Source organism: Phormidium tenue FACHB-1050 (assembly GCF_014696925.1).
Taxonomy (GTDB): Bacteria; Cyanobacteriota; Cyanobacteriia; order Pseudanabaenales; family Pseudanabaenaceae; genus Pseudanabaena.
Window position 1 is genome coordinate 1 of the sequence record NZ_JACJQY010000071.1, and the last position, 17,108, is coordinate 17,108.

General features: G+C 40.2%; 13 protein-coding genes. 6 read left to right on the top strand and 7 right to left on the bottom strand.

Annotated elements, in window-relative coordinates; translation table 11 throughout:
- Positions 1-67 precede the first annotated feature (67 nt).
- Positions 68-718 carry a phosphoribosylglycinamide formyltransferase gene (purN, locus tag H6G05_RS23965; RefSeq protein WP_190582332.1) on the bottom strand — a complete coding sequence of 217 codons (651 nt, stop codon included), beginning with the start codon at positions 716-718 and terminating at the stop codon, positions 68-70.
- Between the two features lie 92 nt (positions 719-810).
- On the opposite strand from purN, the gene dusA reads away from it, so the two are divergent.
- Positions 811-1,833, top strand: a complete 1,023-nt coding sequence (gene dusA / locus H6G05_RS23970; protein ID WP_190582334.1) for a tRNA dihydrouridine(20/20a) synthase DusA — start codon at positions 811-813, stop codon at positions 1,831-1,833.
- Between the two features lie 55 nt (positions 1,834-1,888).
- Here the strand turns inward: dusA and H6G05_RS23975 are convergent, their stop codons facing one another.
- Positions 1,889-7,342, bottom strand: a complete 5,454-nt coding sequence (locus tag H6G05_RS23975; protein ID WP_190582336.1) for a PAS domain S-box protein — start codon at positions 7,340-7,342, stop codon at positions 1,889-1,891.
- A 117-nt stretch (positions 7,343-7,459) separates the two neighbouring features.
- Positions 7,460-10,783, bottom strand: a complete 3,324-nt coding sequence (locus H6G05_RS23980; protein WP_190582338.1) for a HypX (modular protein) — start codon at positions 10,781-10,783, stop codon at positions 7,460-7,462.
- Between the two features lie 349 nt (positions 10,784-11,132).
- Here H6G05_RS23980 and H6G05_RS23985 point away from each other — a divergent pair, with 349 nt between their 5' ends.
- Positions 11,133-11,576 (top strand): hypothetical protein, encoded by a 444-nt coding sequence (locus H6G05_RS23985; RefSeq protein ID WP_190582340.1) that lies wholly within the window; start codon positions 11,133-11,135, stop codon positions 11,574-11,576.
- A complete protein-coding gene (locus H6G05_RS23990; RefSeq protein WP_190582342.1) occupies positions 11,569-11,925 on the top strand; it encodes a hypothetical protein in 357 nt (118 codons plus the stop codon). Before H6G05_RS23985 ends, H6G05_RS23990 begins: the two co-directional genes overlap by 8 nt.
- Positions 11,926-11,988: 63 nt before the next feature.
- On the opposite strand, the gene rsmH is transcribed toward H6G05_RS23990, so the two are convergent.
- Positions 11,989-12,864, bottom strand: a complete 876-nt coding sequence (gene rsmH / locus H6G05_RS23995; protein ID WP_190582344.1) for a 16S rRNA (cytosine(1402)-N(4))-methyltransferase RsmH — start codon at positions 12,862-12,864, stop codon at positions 11,989-11,991.
- A gap of 305 nt (positions 12,865-13,169) precedes the next feature.
- On the opposite strand from rsmH, the gene ilvN reads away from it, so the two are divergent.
- On the top strand, positions 13,170-13,709 hold the full coding sequence (gene ilvN, locus H6G05_RS24000; protein ID WP_094536090.1) for an acetolactate synthase small subunit: 540 nt from the start codon (positions 13,170-13,172) through the stop codon (positions 13,707-13,709).
- Positions 13,710-14,052: 343 nt separating this feature from the next.
- Here ilvN and H6G05_RS24005 read toward each other — a convergent pair whose 3' ends face one another.
- From H6G05_RS24005 to H6G05_RS25730, 3 genes are all read right to left on the bottom strand, one after another.
- The gene (locus tag H6G05_RS24005; protein ID WP_190582346.1) at positions 14,053-14,472 is read right to left on the bottom strand and encodes a type II toxin-antitoxin system VapC family toxin; all 420 of its coding nucleotides are present in this window, start codon (positions 14,470-14,472) and stop codon (positions 14,053-14,055) included.
- 6 nt (positions 14,473-14,478) lie between these two features.
- Entirely contained in the window at positions 14,479-14,691 is a 213-nt protein-coding gene (locus H6G05_RS24010) for a hypothetical protein (protein WP_190582348.1), read from the bottom strand.
- A 101-nt stretch (positions 14,692-14,792) separates the two neighbouring features.
- Entirely contained in the window at positions 14,793-14,918 is a 126-nt protein-coding gene (locus tag H6G05_RS25730; protein WP_277874786.1) for a hypothetical protein, read from the bottom strand.
- A gap of 194 nt (positions 14,919-15,112) precedes the next feature.
- Between H6G05_RS25730 and H6G05_RS24015 the strand changes: the two genes are divergently transcribed.
- Both H6G05_RS24015 and H6G05_RS24020 read left to right on the top strand, forming a co-directional pair.
- On the top strand, positions 15,113-15,475 hold the full coding sequence (locus H6G05_RS24015; RefSeq protein WP_190582351.1) for a hypothetical protein: 363 nt from the start codon (positions 15,113-15,115) through the stop codon (positions 15,473-15,475).
- A 65-nt stretch (positions 15,476-15,540) separates the two neighbouring features.
- The gene (locus H6G05_RS24020) at positions 15,541-17,022 is read left to right on the top strand and encodes a hypothetical protein (RefSeq protein WP_190582353.1); all 1,482 of its coding nucleotides are present in this window, start codon (positions 15,541-15,543) and stop codon (positions 17,020-17,022) included.
- Positions 17,023-17,108 lie beyond the last annotated feature (86 nt).

Genomic DNA, 17,108 nt, shown 5'->3' on the forward strand with positions numbered 1-17,108 from the left:
GAAATTTATGCTATTCATTTTTGGTGCTGGTGTTCAATATCCGCACCTTATACGATGAATGGCTTTTTTATCTATAACTCCTAATTCTGTCCGCAGTATTGCTAGAGATATGATGACTGTATTCGGCGATCGCCTCTGGATAAATAATATGCTCCTGAATTTGAATGCGTTTTTGCAGATCTTCTAAACTATCTTCTGGTAGCACTGGAACGGCTGCTTGTTTGAGGATTTTGCCACTATCAACTTCGAGACTGAGTAAATGCACGGTGCATCCTGTAATCTTGACACCATAGTTAAAGGCTTGCTCGATCGCATGGATACCTTTAAAGCTAGGCAATAAACTGGGATGAATATTTAAAATCCGTTCTGGAAAAGCATCAATTAAAACTTGGGTGACGATTCGCATCCAGCCAGCCATAATCACCAAATCAACTTTATATTGCTGAAGAAGTTCAATAATGGCGCGATCAAGAGCTTGACGTGATTTGTAATCGCGATGATTGACTAAAATTGCAGGAATACCAAACTTTTCAGCGCGTTGTTTGGCAAAAGCATCAGGTTCGTTATAAATCACTACTGCAATTTTGGCTAGCAAATTTCCCTGCTCAATGGCACAGGCGATCGCCTCAAAATTGCTACCACTTCCCGAAGCTAGCACGCCTAGAATCGCAACAGAATTGGAACTAGATGAATTGTCGGGTAGAACTGGCGAACTCACGAATCTTTAAGACCTCTAAACAAAAAGCGCAGACACAAGTTTACTATTATAGATGCAGAGCGAAGCGCTGCATTTATATAGCTAATTTTGCCATGACTAGTTTATCGAAAATGTCTCTTTCTACTCAGGAAGATCGCGATCGCCTTACTTATCCCCTCAGCATTGCTCCCATGATGGATCGCACCGATCGCCATTATCGCTATTTCATGCGCCAAATTACACGACGGACTTTGCTGTATACCGAAATGGTCACTAGTGCAGCGATAAAGCATGGCGATCAAGATTATTTATTAGGATTTTCTCCAGAAGAAAAGCCTCTCGCTTTGCAGGTTGGTGGTGACAATTCTCAAGATCTGGCTGAATGTGCGCGGATTGCTGAAGCAATGGGCTATGACGAAATTAATTTGAATGTGGGCTGTCCAAGCGATCGCGTCCAGAGTGGCAACTTTGGGGCATGTTTGATGAAAACGCCTGATCTGGTTGCTAAAGGTATTGAAGCCATGATCGCCGCCGCTAAGATTCCTGTATCGGTCAAACATCGAATTGGGGTTGATGATTTGGATACTTACGAAGATATGCAAAACTTTGTCAGGATTCTTTCAGAAGCAGGTTGTCAGCGCTTCTCAGTTCATGCGCGGAAAGCATGGCTCCAAGGTTTAAGTCCCAAAGACAATCGCGAAATTCCGCCTTTGCGTTATGCCGATGTACATCGATTAAAGCAAGAATTTCCACATTTATTTATTGAGATTAATGGAGGGTTTACCACCTTAGCGCAAGCTCATGAGCAGTTACAGTCGGTCGATGCGGTGATGATTGGACGCGCTGCTTACGACAATCCCTATCTATTCGCTACTAGCGATCGCGAGTTTTTTGGTGATGAAACACCGATCCGTAGTCGAGTGGAAGTTGCTGAGGCGATGATTCCCTATATCGATCAATGGATAGCTAAAGGATTGAGGTTACATAAAATCACACGCCACATGTTGCAATTGTTTCATGGTCAAGCAGGTAGCCGCCTCTGGAAGCGAATTATTACGGAGAAGTCCTGTATTGCTGGTGCTGGTTCTGAAGTGATTCGCGAAGCGATCGCCGCAGTTGGAGGTAAAACCGAATAATCGAGTGGCGGCGTGAAGCGCCGCCACTCGATTATTCGGTTTTGGTATTACTTTTCTAAGAAGCCCTTGGTTTGAGTTGAAGCGACAAGCGCTGTAGATTTTGGGTATGAATAGGAATCTCAACCAAAATTTCCGTAAACTCGTCGGCACTACTGGCGATCTCTAACTTGCCTTGATGTTGCTTAACAATAATGTCATAGGTAAGGGAAAGCCCCAGCCCAGTGCCTGATCCAGGCGGCTTAGTTGTAAAGAAGGGATCTAGGATTTTAGATTGAATCTGCGGAGGAATACCACATCCATTATCACGGATGCAAATTTTCACTGTATCTCCCATCAATTGAGTCGAAACTCTAAGACTTGGTGTATATATACTGCGTGAACCCTCTTCTAAATTTAATCGAGCTTGTTTGGAACGCATTGCATCGCAGGCATTATCGATTAAATTAATAAAAGCTCGCATAAGAGTATTGGGAATTACGTCAACTAGACTTACTTTAGGATCGTAATCGGTATGACTATTGACCTTGAAGTTGACATCTTGCGATTGTTTGGCATGACAGGCTAGATTCATCGCTTCATCCAGCAAAGCATTCAGGGGTGTAGACTGCATAGCTGAAGGTTCACTCCGAGAATGTTCCATCATGCTACTAATAATCTCTGCGGCGCGGAGACTGTGGCGATGAATAGTAGAGGCATTTTCTTGCAAGTCGATGATGATCGTTTCAACAAACGATGCAGTTTGCGATTCTTGGGATGCAAAAATTGGTTGCAGAGCCTCTAACAATTCTTGCATCAATTCGATGGAGCCTTCAGCATAGTTTTTAACAAAGTTAAGGGGGTTACGGAGTTCATGGGCTATGCCTGCGGTGAGAGTTCCTAACGAAGCCAGCTTTTCTTGAGCAACTATGCGCTCTTGAGCATTTTTAAGTTCATTGGTTCTTTCTTCTACGCGCTGTTCGAGAGTTAGTGAGTATTCTTCAAGTTGATGGTTGGCTTGCTCAAGTTCACTATTCAGTTGGGAGAGTTCTTGTAATAGTTGATCGCGTTCCAGTTCTGTGCGCTTGCGATCGCTGATATCTTGATAGGTTCCTAACACGCCAATAACTTCATCGTTGAGGTTATATAAGGGTAGTTTATTGGTCTCAATCCATATTGTTGTGCCATTGGCAAGCTTTTGTGTTTCAATAACGCCTAGTTTCGCTTGATTAGATTCCATTACTTCTCGATCATCGGCGCGGTAGATTTCTGTCTCTTCAAGGCTCCAAGGTAAATCATAGTCAGTTTTACCGATGATTTCTGTGGGTGAGTTTAACCCAGCCGCTTGAGCTGTTTTGATGTTACAGCCTAAAAATACAGATTGACGATCTTTCCAAAATACGGCAAGAGGAAAAGTGTCAATTACAGTTTGGAGAAATCGTTGGGATTCTCTGAGGTTTAGTTCTGCTTGCTTACGATCGCTGATATCGGCAATCACTCCAATCAGTTGTTTTTCCGCAGCAGATACATTTGGAGGGATTATTCCCCAAACTGCGATCCAACAAATTATTCCGTCTAGCCTTTGAATCCTGTACTCCACTTGATATGGTGCTGTGGTCTCAAAGGTGCGGGCGATCGCTTGCAATACCATTTCTCTGTCTTCTGGATAAATCATGGAGATAAAGGTATCGCGATCACCAGGAAAAGTACCAGAAGCAAACCCAAAAATTTCTTGAGCGCGATCTGACCAGAACAGTTTTCCCGTTTGAAGATTGCAACTCCAGCTACCCATTTTGGCAGCATCTAAAGCTAGCTGTAGACGAGATCGCTCGGCTTGGAGATTTTCTTCAGCTAGTTTGCGATCGCTAATATCGGTATGTGTACCCAACATCCGCAGAGGTTGTCCAGCATTACCCCATTCTACAAATTTACCGATAGAGAGAATCCACTTCCATTCGCCATTTTTAGTACGTTGACGAAATTCCACTTTGTAAGTGCTAATATCACCATTAACATAGGCTTGATAAATGGCGGTAACTCGCTTTAGATCATCAGGATGGAGTCGTTCTAACCACTTAGCATTAGTTTCTTCAAACTCATCAGGACTATAACCCAACATCGTGGCATATTCAGGGCTGACGATGGTGATTCCAGTCTGTGGGTTGAGGTCATAGAGTCCCTGATTTGCGGCAGTTAAGGCTAGGCGCAGTCGTTCTTCGCTGTCCTGTAGCAGCAATTCTGCTTCTCGCCGCTCAGTAACATCTCGGTTAATGATCACCACCCCTGTAATCGTGCCATCAATTTCAAAATAGGGAAAATAGGTGGCATTGACAAAGCGATTACCTGCTTTCTCAAAATAGAACCATTCTCCATAATCAATGGTTTCACCAGCAAGACATCGATCAAATCTTGGTTTAACAACTGTTTGAAACGTATGCTCACCCATGACATCTTGGATCGATATCCCGACCATCTCCTCCCATGTCCGTTCGTTGTGTTCTAAATAGGTTTGATTGAGCAAACGATAGGTATAGTTACGATCAACTAGGGCTATCCCATCAGGAGCAATTTCTACCATTCGTTGATACTGACGTAAGACAATTTCAGCTTGTTTGCGATCGGTGATGTCACGAGCTACACCCACCATCCTTAAGCCAGCTCCATCTTCGTTCTCAACTACTTTCCCATTCACCGCTACCCAACGTATCTCTCCATCTTGACGATTGATGCGGTATTCGATGTTGTAAGGGGATTGCGTAGTAAAACTATGGAAAAAAGATTGAAATACTCGCTCTTGATCTCCCAGATAAACCAGTTTTAAGAAGGCTGCGCGATTGCTAGGAGATGTGTTAGGAGCATAGCCAAAAATAGCTTCTGTTTTGGCTGACCACTTACCTGTGTCGAGATTTGACTCCCAAGTTCCCATCTCAGATGACTCAAGGGCTAGTTGTAAACGCAACCTCTCCGATTGCAGTTGTCTCTCTGACCGTTTGCGATCGCTAATATCTTGAACGACACCAATAACATACTGCGGTTCTCCAAGAAAGTCTCGCGCTAGAGAAACAGATAAATTAGCCCAGACGATCTCACCATCTTTACGGATATAGCGCTTTTCTATCGTAAAGGTTTGCAGTTCTCCTGAGAACAAACGCCTAGCATTTTCATTATCTATTTCTATATCTTCAGGGTGAGTTATTTCCACAAAAGATGTTAGTAGCAGTTCTGCTTCTGAGTAACCCATAATGTCGCAATATTTTTGATTGACTCGCACAAACTTGCCATCAAGGCTGTTTTGGGCAATCCCCACAGCAGCTTGTTCAAAGGTAGCCCGAAACCTTTCATTGATTTCTTGTAAAGCCATTTCAGCCTGTTTGCGATCGGTGATATCTTCCGAAATACAGATCAAATAGTCAGGGTTACTATCCTCATCGAATATAGGAACCTTGACTGTATGCAAAATTCGTCGCCCCAACGTTAAACTATCAATTGGCTCTTCTGGAATATCTTCTGGTTTACCAAGTGCAAATGATAAACGATCTTTCTCATTAAAGAAATCAGATTGTTCCTTTGGGAAAAAGTCATAGACTGAATTACCAATGGCTTGCTCCTTGCTGCAACCAAATATGCGTTCACAGGTACTATTCCACAGCACAAATTCGCCAAATCTTTCTTCTTTACCATTTTTGACAAATAGAGCTACTGGTAAATTTTCGATAATTGCTTCGAGAAAATTTCTTGCTTGGCATAACTCTTTTGTCCTTTCCTGTACCCGAATCTCTAGTTCTTCATTTAAATTTTGCAAGTCTTCCCATACCTGTATCCTTTCCATTTCGGCGATCGCTCGCGCCCCAAAAATATGTAGCAACATTTCCGCTCGATTAGGATTGGCTAAGGGTTGGAGATTTAACACGCAAATCACACCAATCTTTTTACCAGCCAAATTTTGTAAGGCAACACCAAGATAACTATCTACATCTAATCCCACTAAATTTTGATCATGGGGAAATGTTTGTTTCACGCTAGAACAGTAATATTTACCTTCGCGTAGGGTTGGCTCACAGGGAGTATCAGCAATTTGGTATACAAAATTGGGCTGTAGTTGACGATTTGCATACCATGCAATCGTTTCCAAACTATCTCCAACCTGTTGGGCAAGATAAACATGGGAAACATCAAGGGCGATCGCAATTTGGCTGACTAGCTCAGGAAAGAATTCTTGACCAGTGACCGAAGCCGTACTATGCATCAATCCTTGGAAAGCTAGCTCTGCTTGCTTACGATCGGTAATATCCATCGCAATCCCAGCCGTACCAATTGACTCGTTAAAATCGTTGACAACTGGAGATTTAATTGTTTCTATCCATCGATAAGTGCCATCCGCAGCAAGGAGATGTTCCTCAGCCTGTTTTTGTTTCCCTAAATTTATAACCTCGCGATCGTCACGCCTATATATTTCAGCTAGCTCGTGAGGCCAGATATCCAAGTCAGTCAATCCAATTAATTGAGAGGATGTATAACCACAGGCTTGAGCAAATGGCTCATTAACTGCCAGAAATCGACCATCACGATCCTTGAGCCATGCAATATGAGGGATATTGTTCAGCAGCGATGATAACTGTTGTTCACGTTCTTTAGCTATTTCTTCACTTTTTTTGAGAGCTTGTTCAGCTTGTTTGCGATCGCTAATATCGCGTCCCACAATCAATACATCATCTTCACCATAGGCAACCACACGACATTCTTCTGCTTGTAAAACACCATCAACCCAAATCTCTTGTTCATAAATTTGTATTTCTCTAGTTTGGAGCGCATCATGTACAGCTTTCATCCGTCTTGCTGCCAAATCAGGCGGCAAGGTGTCCTCTACCATTGTCCCAATCAGAGATTGAGCATCACCAAGTAAGGGAAATGATGTGGGTACGATAAAATCAAGATACATGCCCTTGTGGTTAACTCGCATAATCAAGTCAGGCAAAGTATTGATCAGTGCGTGTTGTTGGGCTTCGCCAAGTAGTTGCTTTTCGTTCTGCCATAGTTGTTGGGTATGTTCTTGGACATGTTGCTCCAAACTATGCAGTCTTTCTAGGTCGCGCTTGGCTTGTTCTAGTTCTAGTTTTTGGGTGATCAGTTGCCGATCTTGTTGGTAGCGACGCAGGGCTTCTGTAACTGTGAGTTGTAAATCGATCGCATTCCAAGGCTTCGGTAGGAAACGATAGAGATTCACCCGATCCATCAAATTACTAACATCTTCAGCGCTTACTTGACTGGTGAGCATAATTTTTAAGATTTCGGGATGCCGACTATGAAGTTCAATTAAAACCTGCTCACCACTCATGTCAGACCCTAGCTGATCTACAATCACTAGAGGGACTTCTAGCCCATCAGCGAATAATTTTTCCACCAGTGTTATTGCCTCAGCCCCACTTTCAGCAACGGCGATCGCATAGTTGGGGAAACATCGCCTTAATTGAGTTCTCAGCTCAAGCAGAACGCTATACTCATCGTCAACACAAACAATCGTGGGGCTGCTCATTAATTATCTCCAAGCTATAAGAAATTTTGTTGGGACAATTCAAAGCTTAAAAATCGAGTGACTGATCTCTTTATCACTAATAGATTTACTAGGACTAAGCTAGGATCACCGAATTTTTTAAGCTTTAACATCATTCTCCCCGCGCATGATTTTGAAAACATCTTTGACTAACTTGTCACGAATACTAATAATCTTTTCACGACTAGCACTTACTTGGCTGTTTTTCTTCCGTTTTAGTTGGGCAAAGTAAAGCTTTATTTTTTTAAATTGACCATCAAAATGTCCATTATATCGAGATTGATCTAAGACTTGCTTAGATTTAAAAGAAGATGGTTTATAACGATCATGCAGACTGCTAAGGAGAAGTTCCACTTCGTCCCAATTCATAGCAATTTCGCTCACTTCTTCGGAAACAGTGCTTGAATGATTTGCTTGACCATATATTATTATAATTGCTTTACATACAGCAGCAAAAATCTTACCTAAATCCGTAAAGTCTGTCAGCCGATGAGGATACAAACCCATAACTAGAGAATCTCCACTTCTATCGCAACTATCTTTCTCAAAGTTTCTATCCAAATAAAATTTATGAACATTTTCTTCGCAATTACTGGTTGAACCATCTTTAGCGATCGCCCAACAATACGTAAAAATCCGTAAGGCTTTTTCAACTTGTCTTTGAATTTGTTCTTCAGAACCTTGATCCACACATAATTCACGCATTCCGATTGCAAATAGCAGGATAGTAGAATGAGTTCCAAATAGATAAATTGTCTCACTTGATATTGCGCTAGGCTGCTTAAGTATAGACATATCTATACTTAAAACATGGCTGGAGGCATTGTAGGCTTGAGAATAGCGAGAATCGCTATAGAAAAAGTTGTTGATCGGCAATTCCCTGATTAATGGAGTTACTTGTACTTCAACGTCTCCATACTTTTCATAATATTTTAATTCATCAATTTCAGGACGAGAAATATCTGTAACTTTTCCACCATTATCCTTAATTTCTTGATAACACTGTTTACCAATCGAAGAGTAACAAAGTAAAGCATGGTCAATCAATCTCTTCGCCCAGTCTAAGCATTCTTCACGACTAATTTGAGAATTGCGATCAAACTCTCCTAAATAAGCAAGAATTAGATAATTCCAACTTTGATAAGCCGACCAATAAGCGTAATAGGATTCACTCCCATCTCTCGCGGCGTAAATACGAGCTTTCTCTAATAAACGAATCGGTTCTAAAAGCGTTTCCCACCTTCCGCCAGGACGGTTAGTATAGGCGGATGTATACATATAAATCTTGGCATGAAATGCTGTTGCTCTAGATAAAATATAAAAGAAAGGATGAAAATTACTCTGAGAGAATTCGCCAATCTTATAATACTTGTACAATCTTTGTTTAACGTGAAATTCAGCCCTTTCTAAGCTTGTCAGAGCTTTTTGAATAGCCTGATATCGATCTGAATGTATGTTTTCATGATCATCAAGATCAGTAAGATAGTGATAGCGAAACTTACAGAGCCAATATCGAGCAACTCCTAAATCACTTAAATAATTCTTTTCTACATGCGGCTCAATTATATCTAAATATTTTTTACCAATTCGATATAGACCTTCTTGAAGATAAGCATCAGCAATCGCTAGATGTGCCTCATAGGCAACTAGACTCCAACTACGCTGCGATTCTGTTTCTATAAAATCAAATTGATCGTCCTTAGTGCGATATTTCCCATTAGCAAAAATAGTCTCTTCAATCTTTCCTTCCATTGCCATTAGAGAGAATGGATAAAAGTGTAAAAGTTTTTTTGCATCTCTAAATATGTCTAATTCTTCAATACGATGACAAAGCTCAGTCAAATATTTGTTAGCATCAATGCCAAGTTGTTTTATAGCCTTTAACCTTGCAAGAAGAGCAGATCGAGCAACTACTTCCAATAAGTCAAATCCGCAATACTCGCCACTGGCTAAATCATGATTGCTACTGATTTCTTCATAGCTCTTGTTCTCATAAATCGATCTCTCAACATCTTCTTCTTTACAGAGTTTTACGACTGTTTTACACCAAACAGGACTATGACTACTTTGTCCAATTACTTCCTCGTAACATAGAACTTCATTGGCGATTGGCATGTATTCTCCCAAGATTGGAATATCCCAAAATAAGACTCTATTTATCACTCCTGAAATATTTGAAACTGGACTACCAATACCTGTAATTTCTTCATAGAAATTGAGAGTGCCGCCATAGGAATTTTCAGTCAGTTTTGCGAATTGTTTGGGAAATCTTGGTTTGTAGTCTTCTGGAGGACGTACATGGAAATGGACTTTGGCTTTGTAAACGAATTGTTTTTCTAGCCCATCAATACTTTCTGTAAAGCCATGACTTGTGTTTTTTTCATATTGCAATAATTTTGGATTCAATAATCCTGTTTCTTCTCCATTTTGCTTGATATATAGAGGTAGTGGCTGTTTTTTTTCTATTTCAATATACTTGAGGTACACAGGAAACTCATCGGTTAATATCTCATTTTCAACTACGGATTGAGTAAGATGTTTTACAAAAGAAGCCGATAATATATTAGATTTATCTTTCTCTATTTCTACTTCATTAGAAAGCAGAGCTTTAACTTGATTGATACCACATTGAAATTCTATTCTATTAATTTCTCGTTCAACTTTGTCTACCAAGTCACGAATGATAGTATTTAGTTGTGAAGATTCAGGAAAATACTCATTAAGGAGTTTAACAATAATTGTCTCAATAAATTTTTGCCGTGAAGATCCTTCTAGTTCTTGAGAATCCAAATTAGCTGTTCGTAAGGCTTGATATGTATTGAGGGTAAGTTGGCATAAACGGGCGATATTGTTGGCATCTAAACCTGTGATTGGATGAGTAATGTCTTCTAATAATTTTTGAAGAATTGCTTCGCTAGGATTGACACCAATTTTTAGCTGATCGCGTTCATCAATTGATAGTTCAGAAAATTTACGAATTGCTCTAAGTTTCTCTTCTCTAGTTAAAGCTAATGGTTTATTCTTCAGATCATTTTGATCTTTAGCAGTGAGACTTTTTTGTGATTTATACTCTTGAATACTTTTAAGAATCTCGATCAGTTTACCAAGAGTTAGCCCTGGAACTGGATTTGCACTTTCTTCTGGATAATATTCTGGCATAACGGAGCGTAAAACCCGACGCACAAAAATACGATTGTCCTTCTGCCCCCATTGATTAGCGATACTACTCTCGTTAGGCTGTTCATGTCCTTTACTATTTTTGATCAAAAACAAGTCTGTTAAACAGGTCAGCAAATATCTGTATACACTTCTGTCTCGTTCTTCTTGGTTAGTTCTTGAACCACTCAAATTGTCTTGATTTTCTTCTAACCCTAATTTTTTATTTTTTTGAGTTCTAGAAACATGTACATTTTGTTCAGCCATTTTCTTTGCCTTTATTCTAAATTTACACAATTTTCAACTAGGGACATCCTATTTTGAGCATTAAATGCCCATGTTTCTGTTTATAAGGTTCAACCATGCACAAATAATAACTACATTTATGTACAGTATTTACAGTTTTAATGTTGTGAGCTAAGATATCTAGTAGGATTTGATAACAACGCTTATTGCATTGTACTAGCTACCTTGAATTTCTCAATCGTATAGTCAAGGTAAATAGTCAAAATTGTTGCTTTCACAAACTTTTAGTGCATGAGTCTTTAGCTATCCTTCAAGCCCTGAAAATATTATTGGATAGAGTTTTTTGGTTTTAAAATTTACTCTGGAGGCAATGATGAAAGTTAATAACAAGAGCAACTACTCAGAATATGATGAGCATCGATTAAACATCAAGTTGTCAAACGGCATTTTAGGCGATCACATCGAATCAGTACAAGTTCCCAGAGATCGAAATCATCATTCCTCTCAGATTGATCGATTAATGAGAAGACATTTAGAAATTCCACCTTTGCCTGAATTTATTGCCTTTACCATCGTCCGCATGGCAACAGCTACTCTGAGCATTTCAGTCCTAGTGATTTTATCGAAAAATACTAACAATTACCTTCAGGTATTGGTTCTGGGACTATTGATACTTTCTGTACTTGTCTTTCTTTGGATTTATTGTATGCGAGCGATCGCAACTCAGCCTCAACTAAAACATGGTGTTATTTATCTTTGGTTGTGTATAGCTTTCGGTGCAGTATTTGGAATTATCGAGGGAAACTATGTCTAATCTTCTCTACAAAAATCTCAACTATGAAGCAAGTTTACGAATTAGCTCTGCCGTGTGGATAAATGTGATTTCAAGCATTAGCATTTATATAATTGGGATCTATCTTGGTGCGGGTGTGATCAAAATAGATTGGGTTCGCCCAGTATTCTCAGCTCTGACAATTAGTACAGGAATGTCGGCATTGAGTCTTCGTAAAGTAACTAGAATGAACGATATTCTCCATGAGAGTGATAGAGATATTCTGATCCAAAAACATCAAGACAGTCTATATACTTACCAACCAGGGCAATCCAATACAAACTTACTACCCCAGAAAGATAGTGAAGAAATTTACTATCAAGGTTGGTAATTAGCTCACATTGCTATATGTTGACGTGCTGTCTTTTGTACCACCGTACATCAACATACGAATTTAGACGGATACGTCTATCCTTTGGGCAATGCGTAACTTAGCCGATCGCGCTCTAGGGTTTGCTCTAGTTTCCTCATCAGTAGCGATGATGACTTTTTTGGTTAGCACTTGTAAGCGATCATCCTCGCGAAAAGTATGCTTAACAATTCGATCCTCAAGACTATGAAATGTAATCACAGCAATTTTACCGCTAGTCTTTAACCAATTAGGAGCAATGGCTAACCATTTTTCGAGACTTTCTAATTCTCGATTAACGGCGATTCGCAAAGCTTGAAAAGTTCTGGTGGCGGGATGAATTCTACCGTGACGATAACTGGAGGGAACGCAAGCAGAAATTGCATTAGCTAGTTCCAATGTAGTCTTAAAGGGACGCTTCTCCACAATTTGACGGGCAATCCGCCGCGACAGTCTTTCTTCGCCAAGTTTAAAAAAGATATCCGCAAGTTCTACTTCTTTATAGTGATTGATGATTTCAGCCGCAGTGAGAGTTTGGCGATTATCCATTCGCATATCGAGATCGCCTGACTCGCGGAAACTAAATCCCCGCTCGGCAACATCAAACTGAGTCGAACTCACACCCAAATCCGCCAGAATGCCATCAAATTTTAAATCTGATGATGGCTGATATTCACAAAAGTTACCGCGCCAAAAACTAACCCGATCTGCATAATCCTTGAGGGTGTCACTTGCGGCAGCGATCGCCATTTCATCCCGATCAATCCCTACTAAACTTACATTTTCTGCTGCTTGCAAAATTAACGCGCTATGTCCACCCCCGCCCACAGTGCAGTCCAGATATACCCCACCTGCAACAATTTCTAAGCCTGCGATCGTGGGTTCGGCAAGCACGGGAACATGATGAAACTGGGCAGTCATATTTTTTGATGTTTGAATAGATAAACTAGGTGGGGCTTTGTGTCCCTTTTAGGTTTGTAAACTCAGCAATTCTAATTATAAAAATCGGTTTTTTGAAAGCCCGCCGTTGGCGGGCTTTCAAAAAACCGATTTTGGTGTTTCCAGCGCCGAAGGCGCTGGAAACACCAAAATCGGTTTCATAATGAGAATTGCTGTTGAAAACCAAGCACCTTAATCGCTATCAATATGTATCTTGATAATCGCAATAAGGTAACCAAAGTCATTAATATAGTCTACTGTGCTGTTTATTTGCCGAATTTGTCACCATGAAACATACTCTCTCCGTTGTCGTCCAAGATGAGGCAGGCGTGCTGACCCGTATTGCTAGCTTGTTCGCCCGCCGAGGTTTTAATATCGAGAGCCTTGCGGTTGGGACTGCTGAGCAAGATGGATTTACGCGCATTACGATGGTTGTCTCAGGCGACGATCACACGATTGAGCAAATCACTAAGCAGTTGCATAAACTGATCAATGTGATCACAATTCTTGATTTTACCGATATTCCCTGTGTTGAGCGCGAGTTGATGCTCGTTAAGGTGAACGCCGCGCCAAATGTGCGATCGGAAATTATTGAAATATCCCAAATTTTCCGCGCCCGTATTGTTGATGTAGCTGATGATTTCCTAACGATCGAAGTGGTGGGCGACCCTGGAAAGATGGTGGCGATTTTGAAGATGTTAAACAAGTTTGGCATTCGTGAAATTGCCCGTACTGGTAAGGTTTCGCTGACCCGTGAATCAGGTGTAAATACGGAATATCTCAAAATTTCTAAAAACAGCCTAGGCAGCGCGATCTCTAATTTTTAGCTTTTAAGCGATCACTAGTTGTCACAGTCCTAAGTTATTGCTCGGCAAGGATATGCGGCGCTAAGCGCCGCACTGAACTAAGCAATTAAAAAAAAAAGTTGCACCCCGCAGGGGTGCAACTTTTTTTTGGAGTAGTGATATAGATTAGCGATTGCGCTTATCATCAGGCGATTTCTAATCTACACCTGCTTTTAAAGCCTTGGTTATAACTCTAATGGCTAATTATTTTTTATAGAACTCTAAAACGATGACTATTCAACAAATTGATTTGGCTATATTAGAACTTCCTCCGCCCCTAATCTCACAACGTCAAAAATCACCACAAAAAGCAAGGACAGATAAGTTATGACCAGTCATCTATGGATAACTCTACAATTTGTCCAAAATCTGATTTGTTACGAGTGATTAAAGTTGCATTGTTTGTTAAAGCGATCGCGGCAATTTTGAGATCCATGTTTCCTAGACGGGGATACGCTTTGCGTAAGCGTTGATGTTCTAGGGCAGATGCACGGCTAAAAGGGATAATAGTGATCGCTTGGTAATTGATTGCTAGTTGCTGTAATCCTTGATAGGCAAAGATTTGTTCATCTAATGTTTTTGCTCTAGCTAAAAAAGCGAGTCTTCCTCTAATCTGCTCTTCGTAGGTAATGACGGTAACAGCAACTTCAGGATCTTCTATCTCTGCAAGTTTGGCTAAGATTCGCTTTCCTTCTTGTCCATTGCGCTGAATCAGGCTGAGATGATCGGTATCAAAAATATACATGATGCTCTATTCAGCAGATTTGCGCCATTCTTGACCGAGGCGATTTGCTTCGTCAAAGGTGGGATCGTTTTCAAAGCTACCTGCGACTTTTAACCACCAAGGTGTTTTTTTCTGAACAAATACAGATAGCATTTGTCGCATTTGCGCGAGTTCTGTTTCTAATGCAGCAACTCTAGTTTCTAGATGTTGAGATTTATCTTCAAGCTTCTGAGAGAGCATAGAAGTTTTTGGTGAGATAAGGTTATGTGGCTATTATAGCAAGATGTTTGCAAGTGTAAATCTACGCGATCGCCTAACTAATCGTCCCTAATCGCACAACGTCATAAATCATTGCGAATATTAGCTAAACCCAAATGTTGTTTGGTAATCGCCTGACTAATTGCCGCCTCCTGTTCCTTAACCGCAGTCTCGCGTAGAGTTGCCAGAAAGTCACGGAACTTTTGCATATTGAAATGGAAGTTTTAATTTAAAATGTTGAGAGCATGGTTAAAAAATAGAATGGAATTAGTAATTCTTTTGTATTGATAGAGATAGACAAATGGAAGTTCAATAATCTATCACCAGTTTCGACTCATTTAATTTTGTAGTATTTCTTCAAGCAATCAGCGTATATTCTAGGAAAGAGTTTTAGGGAATTAATTTGGATAACTACAAGCAACTTATTACTGAAATTGATGCGATTAATCACGCTTGGCACGCTATGCGAGATTTATTAACCAAAGCATCACCAATTGCAACATCTTTGCGAGATATTAAGGGGCGCTTGCAGCTAAGGTTACTGCGTGAATTTTCAGATCGCGTTTATCTTGTTCCAGATCCAACTCATCGGTCAGAAGAACGACTCTATAGCGTTAAATTACGGATTCCAGTAACTATTAATGTTGAGGGCAAAGCTAAAAAGGTGGACGATGCTATGCACTTGCCAGAGCGAAAAGTTAAAATTTGGATAGAAAAAGGCTTGGTGACAGAATCAGAATTACGAAATTGGCTCAATATTAGCTAAAAAAGTTAAGTTTAGGAATTAAAATAAATGCTAGAATTTTGAAGAAAATTATAGGGGTATTTTCGATGCAGTGGGATTTGGGCAAAATTTGGGGGGATGGTTGGTTTTTTTATTTAATAACGATTGTAGTTTTTGGACTTGGATTAGGGTCTGAGGTGTTTGCCTTACATAAAACTAACCGAAAATTTCAGGAACTAATAAAAAATCTAAAAATCCTCGAAGACAATAAGAATAAAGGTATCTCGTTCAAAGGTCACGAAAAATGGTTTAAAGAAAATCTCTTAGCCGAAAAAGTTGACCCAATTGATAGCAAATTCCGTTTACAGCAATATCCTAGAGAAATAGCAGTTATACCTCGTAGCTCTTTGCGATTCATTCCGCCTATTCTGACTGCCATAGGAGTGCTGGGGACTTTTTGGGGAATGTCATTCGGATTGATGGGGGTAACAATTAATGCTAATGATGTTAATCAATCCTTGAACAGTGCAATCACCTTAATTGATGGCATGAAAACTGCTTTCTTTACTTCATTACTTGGTTTGGGCAGTAGCACCATTTTGTCTGCTATTTTGGCAGTAACGGATAAACTGAGACGAGATCGATGCTATAGACTGCGCCAGCAGTTAGATGAGGTAGCAACTCTAGAAACTACTGAGAAGGCGATGGCTCGCCTTAATTTTGATTCAACAGCAGATGCAGCAAAGCAACTTGCAGGATTAGCGAGAGAGTTTAATGCAGAAGCTATTGGTAAAGCTGTTGGTCGAGCGATTGCTCAACAGTTTGATGTGATTGTTGAATCCCGTCTAGCACCAACATTTACTCAAATTGCTGACTCACAATTGCGCCTAGAAAAGCTTACTAATGATCAACGTGAAGTTCTTGCTAATCTAATTGGCAATATGAGAACAGAGCTAATTGTTCCCGTCACAGAAAGATTAGATCAAAGTGCTAGCCTATTAAATCGTAGTGCGGAAGTTTTAGAATCAGCATCAAATGCTATTCAAGTCTTAAATCAAGATTTAGCAGGAATTGCACTTAAATTGGCGGAGGCTTCAGTAACTCTTGAAGGTTTTCAAAGGCAAACTCTTGTTCAATTAATGCAGTTCGCTAACAGTCTTCAAGATACACTTACTCAATTTCAAACCGCTACCCGTGATGTTTTGGTGGATACAGCTACAGAAATTCGTGAAGGAACCAAAGCGATTTTGACTCAAGCGCAAACGACTTTCCAAGAGCAAAATGGAATCTTACGAACGGTAGGGCAAGAAACTTCGGGTTTGATGATTAGTGCTAGAGAGTCTTTGGTGGCAAGCCTCACTAATATCGATACTCGCTTACAGCAGATGAGTGATGCTACACAGCAACAGTTAGAAAATTTTCAAGTTGCCTATCAGCGCAATTTACAAGAATTTTTTGATCGCCAAAACAACTTGTTGGAAGAAAGCTTAGGTAAACAGCGTGATGGTTTGGCTGGAGTCGTTAGAGAGCTAGACGGCATATTTCAAAAAGAGTATGAACGACGTAAAGAGCTTAGGAATGAAAAATAAATAACTTATGCATTTCAGTTATTTTGAGGAATAGCTCTATAATTCCATTTAGGAAGATATTCATCAAAAATGATAGGTAGATTTTC